The organism is Pseudomonas sp. D(2018) (assembly GCF_005502555.1).
GTDB lineage: Bacteria > Pseudomonadota > Gammaproteobacteria > Pseudomonadales > Pseudomonadaceae > Metapseudomonas > Metapseudomonas resinovorans.
Genome location: NZ_SCOK01000074.1, coordinates 1 through 19,728, shown reverse-complemented (window position 1 = coordinate 19,728; position 19,728 = coordinate 1). Strand labels below are relative to the sequence as shown.

The 19,728-nt window shown below is 64.3% G+C and carries 20 protein-coding genes; 11 read left to right on the top strand and 9 right to left on the bottom strand.

What is annotated here, in order from left to right:
• Positions 1-142 precede the first annotated feature (142 nt).
• The 4 genes from FFS60_RS26670 to rpoE all read right to left on the bottom strand — a co-directional run bounded on the left by FFS60_RS26670 (position 143) and on the right by rpoE (position 3,925).
• Positions 143-1,567, bottom strand: a complete 1,425-nt coding sequence (locus FFS60_RS26670) for a DegQ family serine endoprotease (RefSeq protein ID WP_137823689.1) — start codon at positions 1,565-1,567, stop codon at positions 143-145.
• A gap of 192 nt (positions 1,568-1,759) precedes the next feature.
• Positions 1,760-2,710, bottom strand: coding sequence for a MucB/RseB C-terminal domain-containing protein (locus FFS60_RS26665; RefSeq protein ID WP_137823688.1), 951 nt, complete (start codon positions 2,708-2,710; stop codon positions 1,760-1,762).
• 8 nt (positions 2,711-2,718) lie between these two features.
• Positions 2,719-3,312 (bottom strand): RseA family anti-sigma factor, encoded by a 594-nt coding sequence (locus tag FFS60_RS26660; protein WP_028626349.1) that lies wholly within the window; start codon positions 3,310-3,312, stop codon positions 2,719-2,721.
• A 31-nt stretch (positions 3,313-3,343) separates the two neighbouring features.
• Positions 3,344-3,925 carry an RNA polymerase sigma factor RpoE gene (gene rpoE, locus FFS60_RS26655; RefSeq protein WP_028626348.1) on the bottom strand — a complete coding sequence of 194 codons (582 nt, stop codon included), beginning with the start codon at positions 3,923-3,925 and terminating at the stop codon, positions 3,344-3,346.
• A gap of 381 nt (positions 3,926-4,306) precedes the next feature.
• On the opposite strand from rpoE, the gene nadB reads away from it, so the two are divergent.
• Positions 4,307-5,923 (top strand): L-aspartate oxidase, encoded by a 1,617-nt coding sequence (gene nadB, locus FFS60_RS26650; RefSeq protein ID WP_137823687.1) that lies wholly within the window; start codon positions 4,307-4,309, stop codon positions 5,921-5,923.
• On the opposite strand, the gene FFS60_RS26645 is transcribed toward nadB, so the two are convergent.
• Both FFS60_RS26645 and FFS60_RS26640 read right to left on the bottom strand, forming a co-directional pair.
• The gene (locus FFS60_RS26645) at positions 5,892-6,344 is read right to left on the bottom strand and encodes a protein YgfX (RefSeq protein ID WP_028626346.1); all 453 of its coding nucleotides are present in this window, start codon (positions 6,342-6,344) and stop codon (positions 5,892-5,894) included. The genes nadB and FFS60_RS26645 overlap by 32 nt on opposite strands.
• The gene (locus FFS60_RS26640) at positions 6,328-6,582 is read right to left on the bottom strand and encodes a succinate dehydrogenase assembly factor 2 (protein ID WP_028626345.1); all 255 of its coding nucleotides are present in this window, start codon (positions 6,580-6,582) and stop codon (positions 6,328-6,330) included. The genes FFS60_RS26645 and FFS60_RS26640 overlap by 17 nt, the downstream gene beginning before the upstream one ends.
• A gap of 119 nt (positions 6,583-6,701) precedes the next feature.
• Between FFS60_RS26640 and FFS60_RS26635 the strand changes: the two genes are divergently transcribed.
• The 3 genes from FFS60_RS26635 to FFS60_RS26625 all read left to right on the top strand — a co-directional run bounded on the left by FFS60_RS26635 (position 6,702) and on the right by FFS60_RS26625 (position 9,335).
• Entirely contained in the window at positions 6,702-7,643 is a 942-nt protein-coding gene (locus FFS60_RS26635) for a folate-binding protein YgfZ (RefSeq protein ID WP_028626344.1), read from the top strand.
• A 32-nt stretch (positions 7,644-7,675) separates the two neighbouring features.
• Positions 7,676-8,512: an HDOD domain-containing protein gene (locus tag FFS60_RS26630; RefSeq protein ID WP_137823686.1), complete on the top strand. Its 837-nt coding sequence runs from the start codon at positions 7,676-7,678 to the stop codon at positions 8,510-8,512.
• 67 nt (positions 8,513-8,579) lie between these two features.
• The gene (locus FFS60_RS26625; RefSeq protein ID WP_137823685.1) at positions 8,580-9,335 is read left to right on the top strand and encodes an ABC transporter substrate-binding protein; all 756 of its coding nucleotides are present in this window, start codon (positions 8,580-8,582) and stop codon (positions 9,333-9,335) included.
• 73 nt (positions 9,336-9,408) lie between these two features.
• Here FFS60_RS26625 and FFS60_RS26620 read toward each other — a convergent pair whose 3' ends face one another.
• Together FFS60_RS26620 and FFS60_RS26615 are read right to left on the bottom strand one after the other, a co-directional pair.
• A complete protein-coding gene (locus FFS60_RS26620; RefSeq protein ID WP_028626341.1) occupies positions 9,409-10,794 on the bottom strand; it encodes a sensor histidine kinase in 1,386 nt (461 codons plus the stop codon).
• The gene (locus FFS60_RS26615) at positions 10,787-11,458 is read right to left on the bottom strand and encodes a response regulator (RefSeq protein WP_137823684.1); all 672 of its coding nucleotides are present in this window, start codon (positions 11,456-11,458) and stop codon (positions 10,787-10,789) included. Before FFS60_RS26615 ends, FFS60_RS26620 begins: the two co-directional genes overlap by 8 nt.
• Before the next feature lie 202 nt (positions 11,459-11,660).
• On the opposite strand from FFS60_RS26615, the gene FFS60_RS26610 reads away from it, so the two are divergent.
• The 6 genes from FFS60_RS26610 to FFS60_RS26585 all read left to right on the top strand — a co-directional run bounded on the left by FFS60_RS26610 (position 11,661) and on the right by FFS60_RS26585 (position 17,947).
• The gene (locus tag FFS60_RS26610; RefSeq protein ID WP_028626339.1) at positions 11,661-12,926 is read left to right on the top strand and encodes an OprD family porin; all 1,266 of its coding nucleotides are present in this window, start codon (positions 11,661-11,663) and stop codon (positions 12,924-12,926) included.
• Positions 12,927-12,963: 37 nt separating this feature from the next.
• Positions 12,964-13,938, top strand: coding sequence for a tripartite tricarboxylate transporter substrate binding protein (locus FFS60_RS26605; RefSeq protein ID WP_028626338.1), 975 nt, complete (start codon positions 12,964-12,966; stop codon positions 13,936-13,938).
• A 64-nt stretch (positions 13,939-14,002) separates the two neighbouring features.
• A complete protein-coding gene (locus FFS60_RS26600) occupies positions 14,003-14,446 on the top strand; it encodes a tripartite tricarboxylate transporter TctB family protein (RefSeq protein ID WP_137823683.1) in 444 nt (147 codons plus the stop codon).
• A gap of 1 nt (position 14,447) precedes the next feature.
• On the top strand, positions 14,448-15,956 hold the full coding sequence (locus tag FFS60_RS26595; protein ID WP_137823682.1) for a tripartite tricarboxylate transporter permease: 1,509 nt from the start codon (positions 14,448-14,450) through the stop codon (positions 15,954-15,956).
• Entirely contained in the window at positions 15,949-16,971 is a 1,023-nt protein-coding gene (locus FFS60_RS26590) for an AbrB family transcriptional regulator (protein WP_137823681.1), read from the top strand. The genes FFS60_RS26595 and FFS60_RS26590 overlap by 8 nt, the downstream gene beginning before the upstream one ends.
• Before the next feature lie 115 nt (positions 16,972-17,086).
• Positions 17,087-17,947, top strand: coding sequence for a DUF6279 family lipoprotein (locus tag FFS60_RS26585; RefSeq protein ID WP_137823680.1), 861 nt, complete (start codon positions 17,087-17,089; stop codon positions 17,945-17,947).
• Positions 17,948-17,951: 4 nt separating this feature from the next.
• On the opposite strand, the gene ung is transcribed toward FFS60_RS26585, so the two are convergent.
• Entirely contained in the window at positions 17,952-18,647 is a 696-nt protein-coding gene (ung, locus tag FFS60_RS26580) for a uracil-DNA glycosylase (RefSeq protein WP_028626333.1), read from the bottom strand.
• A 109-nt stretch (positions 18,648-18,756) separates the two neighbouring features.
• Here ung and FFS60_RS26575 point away from each other — a divergent pair, with 109 nt between their 5' ends.
• Entirely contained in the window at positions 18,757-19,599 is an 843-nt protein-coding gene (locus tag FFS60_RS26575) for an HDOD domain-containing protein (RefSeq protein ID WP_137823679.1), read from the top strand.
• Positions 19,600-19,728: the final 129 nt, after the last annotated feature.

Sequence of the window (19,728 nt, the reverse complement as noted above, 5' to 3'; positions counted from 1 at the left end):
CGAGCTGATGGGATAAATCCCGCTCCTCGCTTTCGATTACCCAGAAACACCAACGCCCCGAACCAGTCGGGGCGTTGGCTTGGCCTGCACTCAGGGAGTTTTCACACGGCCTGATTGGCCGCCCTTATGCACTGCAACCGCGCTATTCGGCCAGTTTGAAGGTGATGAAGCTGGCACGACCCTGACGCAGTACGCGCATGGATACCGAACGGTTCTTCGGCAGCTCCTTCGCCACCTGGGTGAAAGCCTTGGCCGAGGTGATGGCCTGATTGTTCAAGTGGGTGATCACATCACCCGGACGCAGGCCCATCATGGCCGCCGGACCGTCCTGGACCTCCTTGATCACAACGCCACCCTGGATATCCAGCGCCTTTTTCTGCTCATCGGTCAGTTCGACCACGCTCACACCAAGGCGATTAATGTTGCGTTCGACGCCATCGCCGGTTGCGGCGGCCATTTCCTCGCCATCTTCCGGCAGGGCACCAATGGCCATATCAAGGGTCTTGCGACTACCGCCACGCACGACTTCCAGCCTGATCTTGCTACCCGGCTTGAGATTTCCGACCAGGTGCGGCAGGTCAGCGGAAACCACAATGGGCTGACCATTCATGCTGAGGATGACATCCCCCACCTGCAGGCCGCCCTTGGCTGCCGGGCCACCTTCCTGAACCTGGGCCACCAGCGCACCGGCAGGTTTATCCAGACCAAAGGATTCGGCCAGGTCTTTATTCACTTCCTGGATCACGACGCCGAGCCAGCCGCGGTTCACCTTACCCTCGGACTTCAGCTGATCCGCGACGCTCATGGCAACGTCGATCGGGATGGCGAAAGACAACCCCATGAAGCCACCGGAGCGGGTGAATATCTGCGAGTTGATACCAACCACTTCGCCATCCAGGTTGAACAGCGGGCCACCGGAGTTGCCCGGGTTGATGGCGACGTCGGTCTGGATGAACGGCACATAGTTCTCGTTCGGCAGGCTACGCCCCTTGGCGCTGACGATACCGGCCGTCACCGAGTGGTCGAAGCCGAACGGCGAACCGATGGCCAGCACCCAGCTGCCCACCTTGAGCTCGTCGGATTTACCGATCTTCACGATCGGCAGGTCCTTGCCCTCGACCTTCAGCAATGCCACGTCGGTACGCGGATCGGCACCAATCAACTTGGCTTCCAGCTCGCTGCGGTCGGACAGGCGCACGATGATCTCATCGGCGTCAGCCACCACGTGGTTGTTGGTCAGGACATAACCGTCACTGGAGATGATGAAGCCAGAACCAAGCGACTGTGCTTCGCGCTGGCGACCGCCCTGCGGATTACGCGGCATCTGCGGCATGTTGCGCTCGAAAAATTCGCGCAGCATCGGCGGCAGACCCTCCAGGTCCGGCATCACTTGGGCCCCGGCCGCACCACGTTGGGGCAGCTTCTGCCGGGTACTGATGTTGACGACTGCCGGAGACGCCTCTTCGACGAGAGGCGTGAAGTCCGGCAATTCGGCACGAGCCACAAGGGTTTGACCAAGCAACAGCAAGGCTGCCATGGCAGTCATGCAGGATTTAAGGTTAAGCATCGACATACAGCTCCCGTCGCATAACGAGTGGTATGAACTCGCCGAGCCGCCCGGCCCGACGAGCAAAGCAGAAACATAAAAGCAAAACGAGCCCGGAGCGTCAGCCCCAGGCTCGGTGGAACATCGTGAAAAAGACAAAGCGGGAGCCGAAACTCCCGCACCGCGATGCGGTTATAGATCCTGTAGCAGGGATCATTGTGTCGCAGATGCCTCCACTGCCCGCATGGACAGGGCGACCCGTTCGGCCGTTCCCAGCGGGATTTCGCCGACCACAGTCACCATCACGTCGCCGTCCGCAGTACTGAGCCGCTTGGACACCATCACTGTCGGCCCCAACTGGCTGCGTGCATCTTCGACCACTGCGCCATGCAGCGGCTCGAGGAACACCGAGAAACGTGCCAGGCCATCGCTGTAGAGCAGGCTGGACACAGGATCGGACGATGCCGGACTGCGACGCTCCTGCGCGCTGGTCAGACTGAAGCCCGGCGGCAGCCATTCGGAGCGCCAATGGGCTGGCTTGTCGGCCTGCGCCTCGCTGACGCGCACAGACTTGCAGCTCGAACTGGGCTGCAGGTCGGCATCAGCCGGGGGGGTCGTGGTATTGATGCGAGTGAACTGGAACCGTTCCAGCAACTGTCCCTTGTCGCTCAGGAGAAGGGACTTGAGCGGCAAGCCGGTGTCACGATCCAGATGCAGCTCGAAGCCATAACGATGCTGATCACGGGGAGCCAGGGTCAGGACCATGGCCGGTCGACCGGCTACGCGAGATTCGCCAGCCAGGCGCAGGTCATACCATTCGGAAAGCTGCTTGGCATCGAGCGTACGGGCGGGCCAGACCTGACCATCGGACATCTGATCGGAAAGGGAGCCACTCACGCACTGGGCGCGTCCATTGACGCGCACCACCTCTTGCGCCGGGCCATCGAGCTGTAACAGACGCTCGCGCACTTCCCCACCCTCCTGGACCTGATGCCAGACCTCATGGGTGGAGAAACTCCCATTTCGTTCGTAGACGAAAGTTCCCTGGAAACTCTGGCGCTGCTCCGCGTCAGCGAGGCGCTGCAGCCAGTCCTGAGCGTCAGCGGCCTGGGCTGATTGGGCCAGCCAGCCGCCTAGCAAGATGAATACCGGAAGTGCGCGCATGTTCCTCCTCAGCGGCTCTCCAGACTGGCAGCACGGGCATAGGGCAATGCGCTATCGCTACCACTCATCGCAGCCTGCTGCGCGTGCTGCCGCAAGTAGGCCGGCAAACGCTTCTCGTGCCAACCGGAAGACGACTGTGTCGCGCCGATGGGCTGCTGAACCTGCTGGGCATCTTCACTATAGCCAGCCAGAACGGCACCTTTCTGCGCCTGCGGCATAACCATCGTGGGTTGGCTGCCCTGCTGCTGCGCCAGCTGCTGGGTGCCTACGACCTCGTCCTGGTTATACAGGCGTACACCGGCCAGCACAGCCACGGTCACCGAAGCGGCAACGGCCAGTCGTCCCAGGCTGCGCCACGGACCGCGTACCACCTTCGCCGGCGGCGCGGCTTCTTCGGCCAGGGCGGCCGATACCGCGGCAGCGATGTCCAGGCGCGGCTCCAGCAGCTCCTTGTGCATCACGGCACGGGCAATCTGGTAACGCGACCAGGTAGCCCGTAGTTCTTGATCTTCGCTGGCGGCGAGAACTCGACGCAGCTCCAGTTCGTCCGCCTCGTTATCCATCACCGCGGACAGCGATTCCTGCAAAGCTTCACGACTCATGGCGGTTCCCCTCTTGGCTGTCGCCGCTGTCTCAGGTTCCATGCAACAAGGGTTGCAAGGCTTTATCGATGGCTTCCCGCGCTCTGAAGATACGGGATCGCACAGTACCCACCGGACACTGCATGACGCTGGCAATGTCTTCATAACTAAGACCATCGAATTCGCGCAGGGTTAGCGCCGTGCGCAAATCTTCCGGCAGCTGCTGGATGCTCCGGTGCACTGTGGCCTCGATCTCATCGCGGAGCAGGGCTCGCTCCGGCGACTCGATATCCTTGAGGGCGTGGTCACCGTCATAAAACTCGGCGTCCTCAGCACTTACATCACTGTCTGGCGGGCGTCTTCCACGCGCCACCAGATGGTTTTTCGCCGTGTTAATGGCGATGCGGTACAGCCACGTATAAAACGCACTGTCGCCGCGGAAGTTTCCGAGCGCGCGGTAAGCCTTGATGAAGGCTTCCTGGGCTACGTCCTGGGCTTCCTGGGCGTCATGCACGAATCGCACGATCAGCCCGAGAATCTTGTGCTGGTACTTCAACACCAGCAGATCAAAAGCCCGCTTGTCGCCCTGCTGCACCCGTTCGACCAGCTGCTGATCCTCTTCCTGGGTTAGCATGAACACTCCTCGTCGATCTCGAAGGGGTGTTGCGCCAGCCAGTGGATCGGCTTGCCAAAATAGACTCGGGCGTTGCGCAAAAGTTCTCCCCTCCAAGCAAGCTTCCTGCAGATTGTTTTTTCATCTGCACGGAATGACGCAGCAGAGCCTGCGGCCATGCTGCGCCGAATATAAGTCGCTTGATCTACAGGCATCCGGGCTGCACATTTCATGTGCATTCGTTGCGTAAGTGTAAGCAAGCACCGTCTCTTCAAAATGGTGACCCTGAATGGAACCTGAACGACTAAAAAAGTTCCGTGGCACCACGCAGGATCATAAGCGCGCTATTGTGCCGCCCACCCCGGCTATATACTAGCCGCCGCTTTTTTCGCGGGAACCGACATGAGCCAACATTTCCAGCATGACGTACTGGTCATCGGCAGCGGCGCCGCCGGCCTGACCCTGGCCCTCACCCTGCCCTCGCACCTGAACATCGTCGTACTGAGCAAGGCCGACCTCAGCAATGGGTCGACCTACTGGGCCCAGGGCGGTGTGGCTGCTGTGCTGGACGACACCGACACGGTCGATTCCCACGTCGAAGACACCTTGATCGCAGGCGCCGGCCTGTGCCGCGAAGACGCCGTGCGCTTCACGGTAGAGCACAGCCGGGCGGCCATCCAATGGCTGATCGACCAGGGTGTGCCCTTCACCCGCGACGATGAAAGCGCCCGCGAAGACGGCGGCTTCGAATTCCACCTCACCCGCGAAGGCGGCCACAGCCACCGGCGCATCATTCATGCTGCCGACGCCACTGGCGCTGCCATTTTCAACACCCTGCTGGAGCAGGCGAAGAAACGGCCGAACATCCAGCTACTGGAACAGCGCGTCGCCGTCGACCTGATCACCGAGCGCAAGCTCGGCCGCGAGGGTCAGCGCTGCCTGGGCGCCTACGTGCTGAACCGCAACAATGGCGAAGTGGATACCTTCCATGCCCGCTTCACCGTGCTCGCTTCCGGCGGCGCGGCCAAGGTCTACCTCTATACGAGCAACCCCGACAGTGCCTGCGGTGACGGCATCGCCATGGCCTGGCGCGCCGGTTGTCGGGTGGGCAACCTGGAATTCAACCAGTTCCACCCCACCTGCCTTTATCACCCTCAGGCAAAGAGCTTCCTGATCACTGAAGCCGTGCGCGGCGAAGGTGGCCTGCTCAAGCTGCCCAATGGCGAACGCTTCATGCAGCGTTTCCACCCGCGCGCCGAACTGGCCCCGCGCGATGTGGTGGCCCGCGCCATCGACCATGAGATGAAACGCCTGGGCGTGGACTGCGTCTACCTGGACATCAGCCACAAGCCAGCCGAGTTCGTGAAGAGCCACTTCCCCACGGTCTACGAGCGCTGCCTGGACTTCGGAATCGATATCACCCGTGAGCCGATTCCAGTGGTACCGGCGGCCCACTACACCTGCGGCGGCGTGGTGGTGGATCAGCAGGGGCGAACCGACATCCCCGGCCTCTACGCCATCGGCGAGACCAGTTTCACTGGCCTGCACGGCGCCAACCGCATGGCCAGCAACTCCCTGCTGGAATGCTTCGTGTATGGCCGTTCGGCCGCGACGGACATCCTCAGCCAACTGGGCGAAGTGCCGATGCCCACCCACCTTCCAACCTGGGACGCCAGCCAGGTGACCGACTCGGACGAGGACGTGATCATTGCGCACAATTGGGACGAACTTCGGCGTTTCATGTGGGACTACGTCGGCATCGTGCGCACCAACAAACGCCTGCAACGTGCCCAGCACCGGGTACGCCTGCTACTCAGCGAAATCGACGAGTTCTATAGCAATTACAAAGTCAGCCGCGACCTGATCGAACTGCGCAACCTGGCGCAGGTGGCGGAACTGATGATCCGCTCGGCCATGCAGCGCCACGAGAGCCGTGGCCTTCACTACACCCTGGACTATCCGGATCTGCTGCCCGAGGCCAAGGACACTATTCTGGTTCCGCCCATCTTCGGCGACTGAACGCCAACCTCACCCGCAACCGGCGGTGCTGCTCCTGATGCAGGGCATCCGCCGGTATGCAAAGCCCCCTCCCCCACCACTGCCCCGGCACGCGGAAGCGCAGGATCACCGCCAACGGCAGCGCCAGGCTGTCCGGGCGCAACTGCACCGGCCGCCAGCCATCGGCCGCGCACCAGAGCTGCCAGCCGTCGTCGTCAAGACGCAAGCCGGTAAAGGCGTTGGGAGAGGTCAGAAGAATCTGCCTGGGTAGGCACCAGGCGGCGTGCACCGCGCAAGCCATGAAGCCGGCAATCCGCGCCCAGAGAGGAACATTGGCAACCGACAGGGCCAGGACCGCCAGGCATGAGAGGATCAGGTAGAGCGCCAGCAGGCGCCGCGATGGGCGCCAGTGGCATTCGAAGGTGTTACTTGGGCTGGACACGATCCAGGATCATGCGAACCATGCGGCGCAGATCCGCATCTTCCGGCTCGCCGCGCTGCATGAACCAGCCGAACATATCCTGGTCCTCGCATTCCAGCAGCTTGCGGTAACGAGCCTGGTCTTCGGCGTCGAGGCTCGGATACACCTCCTTCACGAAGGGCACCAGTAGCACGTCCAGTTCAAGCATGCCGCGACGGCTGTGCCAGAAGAGTCGGTTCAGTTCAATTGAGTCGGCCATCACAGCGCCTCCAGGAAAGAGGCGCGCATTATAACCACAGCCGTCGCCCCGGGCACCCGCTGACAAGCCACCAGCGGAACTCTATGATGGCGCCCCAGACATTTTTCCAGCGATCCGCAATGGCCGACTCAGCATTCTTCTGTCCGCTCTCCCACGAAGGCCTGCTCGCCGTCCGCGGCGTGGATGCCGCGAAATTCCTCCAGGGCCAGGTGACCTGCAACCTCAGCTATCTGGATGAGACCACCACTAGCCTGGGCGCCCGCTGCACGCCCAAGGGCCGAATGATCTCCAGCTTCCGCATCCTCACCCAGGGCGAGGGCTTCCTGCTGGCCCTGGCCAGTGACCTGGTCGAAGCCCAACTGGCCGACCTTAAAAAATACGCCGTCTTTTCCAAGTCCACCCTGACCGATGAAAGCGCCAACTGGGTGCGCTTCGGCCTCAGCCAGGGCGATGGCGCCCTGCTCGCCTTGGGCCTGGACCTGCCGCAGTCCGCTGACAGCGTCACTCGCGAAGGCGACCTGATCGCCGTACGCCTCTCCGACGGCCGCGCCGAACTCTGGGCCCCCTCGGGAGAAGCCACCACCCTGGAAGCCCGCCTGGCTGCGCAACTGCCACAGGCACCGCTGGACGCCTGGCTGCTGGCCCAGGTGCGCGCGGGCATCGGCCAGGTGTTCGGTGCTACCCGTGAGCTGTTCATCCCGCAGATGATCAACCTCCAGGCGCTCGGCGGCGTCAGCTTCAAGAAAGGCTGCTATACCGGCCAGGAAATCGTCGCCCGCATGCAGTACCTGGGCAAGCTCAAGCGTCGTCTATACCGCCTGGCACTGGCTGCAGGCGAGCGGCCCCAACCGGGCGTCGAGCTCTTTTCCCCGGTGCACCAGAGTTCGGTGGGTGAAGTGGTGTTGGCCGCCCCGACGACGGACGGTTGCGAGCTGCTCGCCGTGTTGCAGGAAGACGCCGTGAACGACGGGCGCATCCACCTCGGCACGGCCGATGGCCCGGCGCTAAGCCTGCTCGACCTGCCCTACACGCTGGACGCCGACCGCGAAATCCAACGCTAGCTACCCCCTGCCGGCCACTGACGAGATATCCAATGAGCAAGCTTGCCGACAAAGTCCTACAAGAGCTCACCCGGGCCATCGAAAGCGATGAACTGGTGCTTCCGACCCTACCGGAAGTCGCGCTGAAGGTGCGCGAGACCGCCGAAGACCCGAACGCCGGCATCCAGGACCTGACCAAGGTGATTGGAAACGACGCCGCGTTGACTGCCCGCATCATCAAGGTGGTGAACAGCCCTCTGCTGCGCACCAACAAGGAAATCACCGACCTGCAGATGGCCATCAGCCGGCTGGGCATCAACTACACCAGCAACCTGGCCACCGGCCTGGCCATGGAGCAGATGTTCCAGGCCACCACGGACGTGGTCGACCGCAAGATGCGCGAAGTCTGGAACAAGAGCACTGAAATCGCCGGCATTTGCCACGTGCTCTGCCGCCACTACACCCGCCTGATGCCCGACCAGGCGACCCTGGCTGGCCTGGTGCACCAGATCGGCGTGCTGCCCATCCTCACCTATGCCGAGGAACACAACGAGCTGCTGGCCGACTCCATCAGCCTCAATCATGTGATCGAGCGCATCCACCCGCTGATCGGCGACCGCATCCTGCGCGCCTGGGAGTTCCCCGAGCCGATCGCCGCAGTGCCCAGCCAGTACCTGGACTTCAGCCGCAACTCGGCACGCGTCGACTACATCGACATCGTCCAGGTGGCCACCCTGCAGAGCTACCTCGGCAGCGAGCACCCCTACACCCAACTGGACTGGAGCCAGGTGCCCGCATTCGCCAAGCTCGGCCTCGACCCGAACGTCGACATGCAGGCCGACGAAGACCTCTCCGCCGCCATGGAGGCGGCTATGGGCCTGCTCCAGTAAAACCCGCGCGCATCCCCCCATCCAGCGCTAGACTCAGGCTTCCCCTGACGTCGCTGGATGGACCCGGATGCGCGTACTCCTTCTCTCCCTATGCCTGCTCTGCCACGGCCTGGTCGCTGCAGAAGAAGTGCGCCTGACCAACGGAGAATGGGCCCCCTACCTGGGCGCCAGGCTTCCCCACCAGGGCGTGGCCTCGCGCATTGTCGAGGAAGCCTTCGCCCTGGAAGGCATCAAGGTGAAATGGGAGTTCTACCCCTGGGCCCGCTCGATGCACCTGGCCGAGCGCGGCGAGCGCGCTGGCACGGCCGTCTGGCTGCTCAGCCCGGAGCGGGAAGCGCTCTTCTTCATCAGCGAGCCGGTGGTGGACAGCACCTACTACTTCTTCCACCGCAAGGACCGCCCCCTGGACTGGCAACAGGTTTCCGACCTCAAGGGCCAGCAACTCGGCGGCGCCCTGGGCTACGACTATGGCGCGGACTTCCAGCGCGCCGAAAGTCACGGCCAGATCCAGGTCAAGCGCCTGAGCGGTGAAGAACAAGGCCTTCGAATGATCCTGGCCGGTCGGCTCGACGCATTTCCCATGGACAAAGTCGTCGCATTCGCCCTGCTGAACGACAAGTTCAGCTCCGCCGAACGCGCACAGATGAGCTTTCACCCACACCCCCTACGCAGCGACAGCCTGCACCTGATGCTCTCCCGCGAGGTGCCCGGCAATGCCGAGCTGATCGCACGCTTCAACAAGGGGCTGTTGCAGCTGCGGGAAAGCGGCAAGGTCGCCCGCTACCTGCTGGAAGTGCAGCAGCCGCTCAGCCTGGCGCCGTAGGGATCACACCCTATCGATCCGGCGACTCCCGGCCGACGGTGGAAACCTGCGGTAGTCATTGCCACAGCGAGCATCAGGCCGGCGGAAAGCTCACCCGCACCTTCAACCCACCCGCCTCGCCATCGTGCAGGCTGATCTCGGCCTGGTGGGCCCGGCAGATCTCGCCGACGATAGCCAGCCCTAATCCCGCCCCACGGCTCTGCACGTTGCGCCGGTAGAAACGCTGGAACACCTTGTCGCGCTCCTCGGGCGGGATGCCGCTGCCGTCATCCTCCACCTCCAGCACCGCCGGTGAGCACACCCGCAAGGTCACGTTGCCACCCTTGGGGGTATGGGCCAGGGCGTTGTCCACCAGATTGCACAGCAGCTCATTGAGCAACGTCGGCTCGCCCATGACCCAGGCCGGGTCTTCCGCCTCCAGCGCCAGCGCGACGCCGCGGGCATGAGCCAGGGGCGCCAGGGCCATGCCCAGCTCACGAGCCAGTTGACCCAGCTCGATACGTTCGGCGCCGCCCTCGGCGATGGCCCGCGCGCCGCTCTCGATGCGTGCCAGGGACAGCAGTTGGTTGGCCAGGTGAGTCAGGCGATCGGTGTTCTGCGCCGCTTCTTCCAGGGTCGAGCGCCAGACCGCGGGTTCCTGATCGCGCAGGCCCAGCTCCACCCGCGCTTTGAGCGCTGCCAACGGGGTACGCAGTTCGTGGGAAGCATCGGCAATGAAATCCGCCTGGCGCTGGAACAATCCGCGCAGGCGTTCGGTGAACTGGTTGAGGGCGTCCACCAGCGGACGCAACTCGCGCTGCACCGCCACCTCGGGCAAGGGCCGAAGGTCATCGGCCTGGCGCTCCTCCACCGCCAGGCGCAGCTTGTTCAAGGGCCGCAACGCCGCACTGACCGCCAGCCACACCAGTACCAGCGCCGCCACTACCAGCAGCACCAGCCGCCACAGGCTGTCCACCAGCAGGCCCCGGGCCAGGCGCTCGCGTGCGCTTTCGGTTTCGGCGACACGAATCTCGGCGATGCCATTCAGGCGCGGTTCGCTGACCGGCTGCAGCAGGCTCACCACCCGCACGCCAACGCCCTCGTACTCGGCATCGTAGAAGCGCGCCAGCGCTGGATAGTCGTCAGTGCGCAGCGTGCCCGGCGGTGGCGCCGGCAGATGCTCATAGCCCGACACCAGCTTCCCGTCCGGGTCGATCACCTGATAGAAGATGCGCCCCGCGCTGTCGTAGGCGAACACATCCAGCGCCACATAGGGAACGTCCGCCCTCAGGCGACCGTCGGTTTCGTAGAGACCATCGGCAATCGCGCGGGCCGACGCCAGCAAGGTGCGGTCGTAGGCCGTGTCGGCGGCCTCGCGGGCGCTCCAGTAGGAGCTCAGGCTGGCGATCAGCAGCAAGGCGCCCAGCATCAGCGCCAGGCGGCGCAGCAACCTCCCGCGCAGGCTGCCGGCTTCACGCATCCTGGCTCTCCAGCAGATAGCCCAGCCCCCGGAACGTGACGATGCGCACCGCGCTGCCTTCCAGCTTCTTGCGCAGGCGGTGGATGTAGATCTCGATGGCATCGGGACTGGCTTCCTCATCCAGGCCGAACACCTGGGAAGCCAGTTGTTCCTTGCTCATCACCCGCCCCGGCCGTGCGATCAGCGCCCCCAGGACGGACTGCTCACGCGACGTCAGACTGAGGATGTCGTCCTCCAGGCTGAAGCGCCGCGTGCCCAGGTCATACACCAGCGCCCCGCAACGCTGCTGCGCCTCACCACCGAGCACGCTGCGGCGCAGCAGTGCCTTCACTCGCGCCTCCAGCTCAGTCAGCTCGAAGGGCTTGGCCAGGTAGTCATCCGCCCCCAGATTGAGGCCGTGAACCCGGTCTTTCACCTCGCCACGGGCGGTGAGCATCAGCACCGGCAGGGTCTTGCCACGTCCACGCAAACGCGCCAGCACCTCGAAGCCATCCATACGCGGTAGCCCCACGTCCAGTACTGCCAGGGCGTAATCCTCACTGGCCAGTGCCAGATCGGCGGCCACGCCGTCATGCAGCACATCCACCGTCCAGCCCGCGCCCTTGAGCGCCTGGGCAACGCTTTCAGCCAGTTGGGGATGGTCTTCGACCAGCAGGATTCGCACGAGAATGTCTCCGAAATGGCAGCGATCACTCGGAAGTTTAACGGCCGATTGAAGGCTGTGAACGTCGCACGAACTTTCTTTCACGCTGAAAGGCTGGCGAAAGTTTCACTGCATAGCATCGCGACAGGGTGGCAATGACCACCCGTAAAAAAGCCGGCCCGTGGTTGCGTCGGCTAACAAGAACAACAACGGAGACCACTCGATGCTCACTGCCGCACGGCAGGCATTTGCGCCTGTTTGCACCCTCAGTCTCGCCATCGCCAGCAGCACCCTGGCCACCCAGGCCCATGCCGAGTTCTTCAAGGACAGTTCGGCCACCCTCGAAGCCCGCAACATCTACCTGAACCGCGATTTCCGCGAAGGCTCCGGCCAGTCGAAACGCGAAGAATGGGCGCAAGGCTTCATCCTCAACCTCGAATCCGGCTACACCGAGGGCACTGTCGGCTTCGGCCTCGACGCCCTTGGCATGCTCGGCATCAAGCTCGACTCCAGCCCCGGCCGCAGCGGCACCGACTTGCTGCCTGTGCAGGACGACGGCGGCACCCCGGACGAGTACAGCAAGCTCGGCCTGACCGCCAAGCTGCGCGCTTCCAGGAGCGAACTGCGCCTGGGCAGCCACATTCCCGAACTGCCCGTGGTGAAAGCCAGCGACAGCCGCATCCTGCCCCAAGTGTTCGAAGGCGGCCTGCTCACCTCGAAGGAGATCAGCAACCTGACCTTCACCGGCGGACGTCTGTCGGAGGTCAAGGACCGCGCCTCCACCAACTCCGAAGACCTGGCCATCAACAACAAGAACAAGCGCTTCGCTGCTGCCGCCACCGGCGATCACTTCGACCTCGCCGGTGCCGACTACGCCTTCAGCAAGCACTACACCGGCCGGTACTACTTCGCCGAGCTCAATGAGGTCTACCGCCAGCACTTCTTCAGCCTGCTCGCCAGCCAACCGCTGGCTGCCGGCACCCTGAGCGCTGACCTGCGCTACGCCATCAGCGACGACACCGGCCGCGCCGAGGCCGGCAAGGTGGACAACCGTGCCCTCAACGGCATGGTCAGCTACGGCCAGGGGAGCCACAAGGTGGGCCTGGGCTATCAGCGCATGAGCGGCGACACCGGTTACGCCTACATCGATGGCAGCGACCCCTTCCTGGTGAACTTCGTGCAGATCAACGATTTCGCCAACGCCGACCAGCGTTCCTGGCAGGCCCGCTACGACCTGGACTTCGCCGCCATGGGCGTTCCCGGCCTGAGCTTCATGACCCGCTACATCACCAGCGACAACGCTGAAGTCACTGGCAGCAGCGAGGAAGGCCGCGAGTGGGAGCGCGACGTCGAGTTCAAGTACGTCGTGCCCAGCGGCAGCCTGAAGAACCTCACCCTGCGTGCACGCCATGCCGGATTCCGCTCCAGCTTCGCCCGCGACGCGGATGAACTGCGCCTGATCGTCAGTTATGCACTGCCGATCTGGTGATGACTGAACCAAAATAAAACTCCACAGGAGAACCCCGATGAAAACTGCCCTCTCCCGCATCGCCCTGATCACTTCCGGCCTGCTGCTGTCCACCCAATTGCTGGCAGAACCCAAGCGCCCCGAGTGCATCGCCCCAGCCAAACCTGGCGGCGGCTTCGACCTCACCTGCAAGCTGGCCCAGAGCGGCCTGAAGGACGGCGGCCTGCTCGAAGCGCCGATGCGCGTCACCTACATGCCTGGAGGCGTCGGCGCCGTGGCGTACAACGCCGTGGTAGCCCAGCGTCCGAAAGATGCCGGCACCATCACCGCCTTTTCATCGGGCTCCCTGCTGAACCTTGCCCAGGGCAAGTTCGGCCGCTATGACGAGAACGCCGTGCGCTGGCTGGCCGGCATCGGCACCGACTACGGCGCCATCTCCGTACGCGCCGATTCCCCGTACAAAACCCTGGGCGAACTGGTGGAAGCGGTTAAGAAAGACCCCGCCTCCATTGTTTTCGGCGCCGGCGCCACCATCGGCGGCCAGGACTGGATGCAGACCGCGCTGATCGCCCGCGCCGCCGGCATCGACCCGCAGAAGCTGCGCTACGTTGCGTTCGAGGGCGGCGGCGAAACCCTCACCGCCATGCTCGGTGGCCACGTGCAGGTGACCAGCAGCGGCCTCGGCGAGATCACCCCGCAACTGGCAGCTGGCAAGATCCGCGTTCTCGCCGTGCTCTCCGACCAGCGCCTGCCAGGCAAGCTGGCCGAAATCCCCACCGCCAAGGAGCAGGGCTTCGCTATCACCTGGCCGGTGATCCGTGGCTTCTACATGGGCCCGGAAGTCAGCGACGAAGACTTCAACTGGTGGAAGCAGCAGTTCGACACCCTGCTGGCCAGCGACGATTTCTCCAAGCTGCGTGAACAGCGCGACCTGTTCCCCCTCAGCCTCACCGGCGACCAGTTGAAGGCCTACGTCTTCGATCAGGTGAAGCAGTACAAGCAGCTCGCCGGCGAATTCGGCCTGGCGCAGTAACACGCCGCTCCGGCCCCCTCTCCCAACGGGAGAGGGGAGATCAATGATTCCTAGGTAAATCGCCATGTACGTACGAATCTTCGCTGCGGTCTGGCTGCTCGTCTGCGCCCTGCTCGCAGTGGTCGCCTGGGGCTTTCAGGCCCCCTTCAGCTACGACCCGGTCGGCCCACGCGCCTACCCCCTGCTGCTCCTGTTCCTGATGGCAACGGCCGCACTCTGGCTTCTCTACAAGCCGGGCGACACCGAAGACCTGCCGATTTCCTGGCCGCTGGCTCGCAAGGTTGCACTCTGCGTCGCCGCCCTGCTCGCCTACGCCCTGCTCTTCGAACCCCTGGGCTTCGTTGTCAGCACCACCCTGGTCGGCTTCGGCCTCGGCCTGCTGTTCATGGGCCGGCCGCTGCCGAGCCTGGTCAGTGGCGTGCTGATGGGCGTGCTGCTCTACGGCCTGTTCGACTACCTGCTGGACGTACCGCTGCCCCTGGGCCTGCTGGCCTTCCTGGAGAACTGAGATGGAAACCCTCAACTTCCTGGCCCAGGGCTTCGACGTCGCCCTGCGCCCGATCAACCTCCTGGTGGCACTGTTCGGCGCCTTCGTGGGCACCGTCGTCGGCCTGTTGCCGGGCCTTGGCCCGATCAATGGCGTGGCCATCCTGCTACCACTCGCCTTCGCCCTCGGCCTGCCGCCGGAGACCGCGCTGATCCTGCTGGCCGCCGTGTACCTGGGCTGCGAGTATGGCGGACGTATCTCGGCGATCCTGCTCAACGTACCCGGCGACGCCGCCGCCATCATGACCACCCTCGACGGCTACCCCCTGGCGCGCCAGGGCAAGGGCGGCATCGCCCTGTCGCTGTCGGCCATGAGTTCCTTCATCGGCAGCACCATCGCCACCATGGGCGTCGTGCTCTTCGCGCCGATCCTGGCCAACTGGGCGGTAGCCTTCGGCCCGGCGGAGTACTTCGTGCTGATGGTCTTCGCCATCGCCTGCCTGGGCGGCATGGTCGGCGACAAGCCGGTCAAGACTCTGCTCTCGGCGCTGATCGGCCTAGGTTTGGCCACGGTCGGCGTGGACGCCACCACCGGGGTCTATCGCTTCACCTTCGACAGCGTCGGCCTCTCCGACGGCATCCAATTCGTGATCGTGGTGATTGGCCTGTTCAGCGTCAGCGAAGTGCTGCTGATGCTCGAACACACCGCCACCGGCCAGCAGGCGGTCAAGGCCAGCGGGCGCATGCTGTTCAACTTCAGGGAGTTTTCCTTTACCTGGTGGACCAGCGTGCGCAGCTCCCTGGCCGGTTTCGTCATCGGCGTACTGCCGGGTGCCGGTGCCACCATCGCCAGCGCCATCACCTACATGAGCGAGAAGCGCATGGCCGGCAGCAGTGGCCGCTTCGGTGAAGGCGACCTGCGCGGCGTGGCCGCTCCGGAAGCGGCCAACAACGCCTCGGCCTGTGGCTCGCTGATCCCCATGCTGACCCTTGGCGTGCCGGGCTCGGGTACCACCGCCGTGATGATCGGCGCCCTGACCCTCTACAACATCACCCCCGGTCCGCTGCTGTTCGAGCAACAGCCCGACGTGGTCTGGGGCCTGATCGCGTCGCTGTTCATCGGCAACGTCATCCTGCTGGTGATGAACATCCCGCTGGTGGGCCTGTTCGCGCGCATGCTCAGCGTGCCGACCTGGATCCTGGTGCCGGCGATCACCATCGTCAGCGTCGTCGGCGTGTATGCCGTTCACAGCACCACCTTCGACCTGGTACTGATGGCTGCCCTCGGGGTGTTCGGCTACCTGCTGCGCAAGATGGACTTCCCACTGTCATCGCTGATCCTCGGTTTCGTCCTGGGCGAGCTGATGGAGTCCAACCTGCGCCGCGCCCTGTCCATCACCAATGGCGACCTCGGCATTCTCTGGAGCAGTCCGATCACCATCGCGCTCTGGGTGCTGACGGCGATCATGCTGGCGTTGCCGGGGATTCGCTGGATGCGCGCTCGGGCCAAGGCGAAGCTGGCCCATGCCTAAGTGGCTGCTGACGCCGCTGGTGGGTGCCGGCGGCGGCTGGCTGGCCAGCCTGGTGGGTTGGCCGCTGCCGTGGATGGTGGGCTCGCTGCTGGCGGTGATCGCCGTACGCTGCATCGGCAATCTGCCACTGGCGGAAATCCCCGGCGGCCGTAAGTGCGGTCAGTGGATCGTGGGCGTGGGCATCGGCCTGCATTTCACCCCGGCGGTGATCGAACAGGTGCTGGCCAACAGCGCGATCATCCTGATCGGGGCCGTGGCCACCACCCTTTCCAGCGTCATTGGCATCAGCCTGATGCTGCGCAGCGGCGAGGACCGCGCCACCGCCTTCTTCGCCAGCATGCCGGGCGGTGCCAGTGAGATGGTCAACCTCGGCCAGCGTAACGGCGCGGTACTCAGCCGCGTCGCCGCCGGCCAGAGCCTGCGCCTGCTGCTGGTGGTGCTGAGCGTGCCGGCGCTGTTCCAGTTCTTTCTCGGCGTTCCGGCCATCCAGCACCAGGCCGCAACTGTGGACTGGAGCTGGCTTGTGGCGCTGTTGGCCGGCGGCGCACTGTTGGCGATGCTGATGCAGCGTTACCACCAGCCCAACCCCTGGCTGATCGGCCCGCTGCTGGTCAGCGCCACCATGAGCATCGGCTTCGACCTACAGCTGGGCCTCCCGCAAGGCGCCAGCCAACTCGGCCAGTGGCTGATCGGCAGTGCCCTGGGCTGTCATTTCGATCGCGCATTCTTCCGCCGCGCGCCCTCCTTCATCGCCCGCACCCTGCTGGCCACCTCCCTGGGCATGGCCTTCGCCGCCGTGGCTGCAGAGCTGCTGGGCTGGCTGGACGGGCTCGACCACCGTTCGCTGATGCTGGGCATGATGCCGGGCGGCATCGCCGAACTCAGCCTCACCGCTGAAGCGCTGCAATTGTCGGTGCCCCTGGTCACCGCCCTGCAGGTGCTGCGACTGTTGTTGGTGTTGTTCCTCGCCGAGCCAGTGTTCCGGCGCTGGCAGAAGCAAGAGACCCATGCTTAGCCCGCCTCGTGCGGGCTCTTTTTTGTCCCGGCAACATCTAGTTGCGGGTGCGAAATCATTCGCAACAAGACGCGCCTATGCTCTTCCTATCCGATGGTTGCCAAGGCTGACCGCCATGTCCGGACGCATCGCGCCGCTTCGTCTCCTGCTGTTCGCTACCGCCCTGCTGCTGGCCTCCTGCAGCCGTCTCGATCTGGCCTACCGCAACCTCGACCTGATCATTCCCCTGTGGGTCAAGAGCTACGTCACGCTCGACGACCGACAGGAGCAATGGTTGGACTCTCACCTGCAACAGCACCTGGCATGGCATTGCCGTACGCAACTACCGATCTATGTCGACTGGCTGGAAAGCGTCCGCCTCCAGACAAAACAACCGCATCTGGAGCCAGCCACAGTGCAAGGCTGGATCGACAACGTGCAGAGCTCGGTGAAGCGCATTTCCGTTGAAATCACGCCAACGGTGATCGGGCTGACCGAGAACCTGAGCCCCGGGCAAGTGGGTGAGCTCTATGTCGCCATGGACGAGAAGAACGATGCGCTGCACGACGAGTACCTGGCGCCATCCATGACCAAGCAGGTGGACCAACGCACCCAGCGCATGGTGAAGCGGGTTGAGGACTGGATGGGCCGGGCCACAGCCCGCCAGCGGGCGAGAATCGCCGAGTGGTCGAAAGCCCAGGGCGAGTACAACCGGATCTGGATGGAGAATCGCCAGGCCTGGCAATTGGCCCTGCGCCGCACCTTGTACGCGCGTCACAATCCCGACTTCGCGGCGCAGTTGACCAGCCTGCTGCAGTCCCCGAAAACCCACGGGACCGCTGCGTTCCGGACTTTCGAGGCCCAGCAGCTCCAGACCTTCGCCAGCCTGCTTGCCGACCTTTTCAACCAGGCCGAGACGGACCAGCGCCAACACCTGGACAATCGCCTGGCCGACCTGGCCAGCGACCTGCGCGGCCTGGCCTGCTACCCGCGCTGACCGCTCAGAGCGCGGGCAGGCTCCACTCGATCGGCTCCAGCCCATGCTGGGCCAGGAACTTGTTGCAGCGGCTGAAGTGGCCGTTGCCGAGAAAGCCCCGGTACGCCGACAGCGGCGACGGATGCGCCGATTTCAGGATCAGGTGCTTGGTGGGGTCGATCAGGCGCTCCTTGCCTTGCGCGTGGGAACCCCAGAGCAGGAACACCAGGCGCGGACGACTCTGGCTGACCACCTCGATCACCTTGTCGGTGAAGGGCTGCCAGCCGGCAGCGGCGTGGGAACCGGCGCGGGCCTGTTCGACGGTGAGGGAGGTGTTGAGCATCAGCACGCCCTGATCGGCCCAGGACTGCAGGTAGCCATGGGACGGAATCTCGATGTTCAGGTCGCGCTTGAGCTCCTTGTAGATGTTCTGCAGGGACGGCGGCGCCGGCACGCCCGGCTGCACCGAGAAGCACAAGCCGTGGGCCTGCCCCGGGCCGTGGTAGGGATCCTGGCCGATGATCACCACCTTCACCCGCTCCAGCGGCGTGGAGTTCAGTGCATTGAAGATCAGCGGTCCCGGCGGGAAGATCACCTTACCCGCGGCCTTCTCCTGGCGCAGGAACTCACTCAGGGCCTGCATGTAGGGCTTGTCGAACTCATCCCGCAGGGCTTCTTTCCAGCTCGCTTCGAGCTTGATCCGGTCGTCGCTTTCAGTCATCGCGTTATCTGTTCCGTGGCGGTTGCCGGGGCGCTTCCCGCCCGATGGTCGGGCACCCTAAGAAATGCCCACTACCCTTGTCAATCAAGGACGCCAGGAGCAATCCCAAATGGACAACCGTCATGACAACGTGAAACTCGCGCTCTACGAGCGCTTTCTCAAGGACGCCGGTGCGTTGCCGCCGATGCCGGGGGTCTCCCTGCGCTTGCGCCAGCTGCAGACGGCGGACGCGGCCACCCACGAACAAGCCAGCGCCCTTCTGGAGACCTGCCCCGCGCTGGCCGATCGCCTGAAGGAATTCGCCAGCCTGCCCCTGCTCGGCCACATCCACCCCGGCGCGCAACTGACGGACGTAGTCAGGCAACTGGACGGCAGGCGCCTGGTCAACCTAGTGCTGGCCTTCGAACTGCGGCAGCTGTACGAGGGTAGCGAACCGAGCCTGGAAAAAGTCTTCAACAAGCGCTGGCGCCTCAGCCTGCAACGCGCGGCCCTCAGTGCCGGCCTGGCGCAACACCTGCCTCACCTGGAAGCAGAAGACGCCCTGCTGGCCGGCCTGCTGCAGGACGTCGGCAGCCTGCCGCTGTTGAAGGAACTGCACCAATGGCCGCAAGTGTCACGCCTGGAAGTCGACCTGCAGCGTCTCTGTGAACAACTCTCCGCCGAACTGGGCGTGCTGTTGCTCACCGCCTGGAAACTACCCGGCAACATGCAGGACTGCGCCCGCCTGCGCCGCGACTGGTGCCGCCAGCACAAGGGCCCGGTGGATCTGGCGGACGTGGTGCAGGTCGCCAGCCAATTACTGGAAGAACCCCGCGACGACGACCGCCTGGCCCGGCTGCCCGCCTACCAGCGCATGGAGCTGCCGGCACCGCACGCACTACGCGCCGAACTGGCGGAAGTCGTGGCGTTGTGGATGAAATTGCTGGGAGGGCGACCGGTGGAGACCGACTGACGGGCTTGTTCGCAGCGCTCCCCTCAGCCTCTGGGAATGTTTGAGCCAGGGGTGAGGGATGGTGGGGTTACCGCAGCTCGAGAGGCGGCCCTTCGGCCTGCTTGGCCAATGAATTCTCCCCCACCGGGT

Excerpts from the sequence above, each read along its gene's own strand:
- FFS60_RS26605 (WP_028626338.1), top strand. The coding sequence starts at position 12,964 with ATGAAAACTGCCCTCTCCCGCATCGCCCTGATCACTTCCGGCCTGCTG.
- FFS60_RS26640 (WP_028626345.1), bottom strand. The coding sequence starts at position 6,582 with ATGGCCGACTCAATTGAACTGAACCGACTCTTCTGGCACAGCCGTCGC.
- FFS60_RS26625 (WP_137823685.1), top strand. The coding sequence starts at position 8,580 with ATGCGCGTACTCCTTCTCTCCCTATGCCTGCTCTGCCACGGCCTGGTC.
- ung (WP_028626333.1), bottom strand. The coding sequence starts at position 18,647 with ATGACTGAAAGCGACGACCGGATCAAGCTCGAAGCGAGCTGGAAAGAA.
- FFS60_RS26670 (WP_137823689.1), bottom strand. The coding sequence starts at position 1,567 with ATGCTTAACCTTAAATCCTGCATGACTGCCATGGCAGCCTTGCTGTTG.
- nadB (WP_137823687.1), top strand. The coding sequence starts at position 4,307 with ATGAGCCAACATTTCCAGCATGACGTACTGGTCATCGGCAGCGGCGCC.
- FFS60_RS26660 (WP_028626349.1), bottom strand. The coding sequence starts at position 3,312 with ATGAGTCGTGAAGCTTTGCAGGAATCGCTGTCCGCGGTGATGGATAAC.
- FFS60_RS26635 (WP_028626344.1), top strand. The coding sequence starts at position 6,702 with ATGGCCGACTCAGCATTCTTCTGTCCGCTCTCCCACGAAGGCCTGCTC.
- FFS60_RS26600 (WP_137823683.1), top strand. The coding sequence starts at position 14,003 with ATGTACGTACGAATCTTCGCTGCGGTCTGGCTGCTCGTCTGCGCCCTG.
- FFS60_RS26575 (WP_137823679.1), top strand. The coding sequence starts at position 18,757 with ATGGACAACCGTCATGACAACGTGAAACTCGCGCTCTACGAGCGCTTT.
- rpoE (WP_028626348.1), bottom strand. The coding sequence starts at position 3,925 with ATGCTAACCCAGGAAGAGGATCAGCAGCTGGTCGAACGGGTGCAGCAG.
- FFS60_RS26585 (WP_137823680.1), top strand. The coding sequence starts at position 17,087 with ATGTCCGGACGCATCGCGCCGCTTCGTCTCCTGCTGTTCGCTACCGCC.
- FFS60_RS26620 (WP_028626341.1), bottom strand. The coding sequence starts at position 10,794 with ATGCGTGAAGCCGGCAGCCTGCGCGGGAGGTTGCTGCGCCGCCTGGCG.
- FFS60_RS26590 (WP_137823681.1), top strand. The coding sequence starts at position 15,949 with ATGCCTAAGTGGCTGCTGACGCCGCTGGTGGGTGCCGGCGGCGGCTGG.
- FFS60_RS26630 (WP_137823686.1), top strand. The coding sequence starts at position 7,676 with ATGAGCAAGCTTGCCGACAAAGTCCTACAAGAGCTCACCCGGGCCATC.
- FFS60_RS26665 (WP_137823688.1), bottom strand. The coding sequence starts at position 2,710 with ATGCGCGCACTTCCGGTATTCATCTTGCTAGGCGGCTGGCTGGCCCAA.
- FFS60_RS26610 (WP_028626339.1), top strand. The coding sequence starts at position 11,661 with ATGCTCACTGCCGCACGGCAGGCATTTGCGCCTGTTTGCACCCTCAGT.
- FFS60_RS26595 (WP_137823682.1), top strand. The coding sequence starts at position 14,448 with ATGGAAACCCTCAACTTCCTGGCCCAGGGCTTCGACGTCGCCCTGCGC.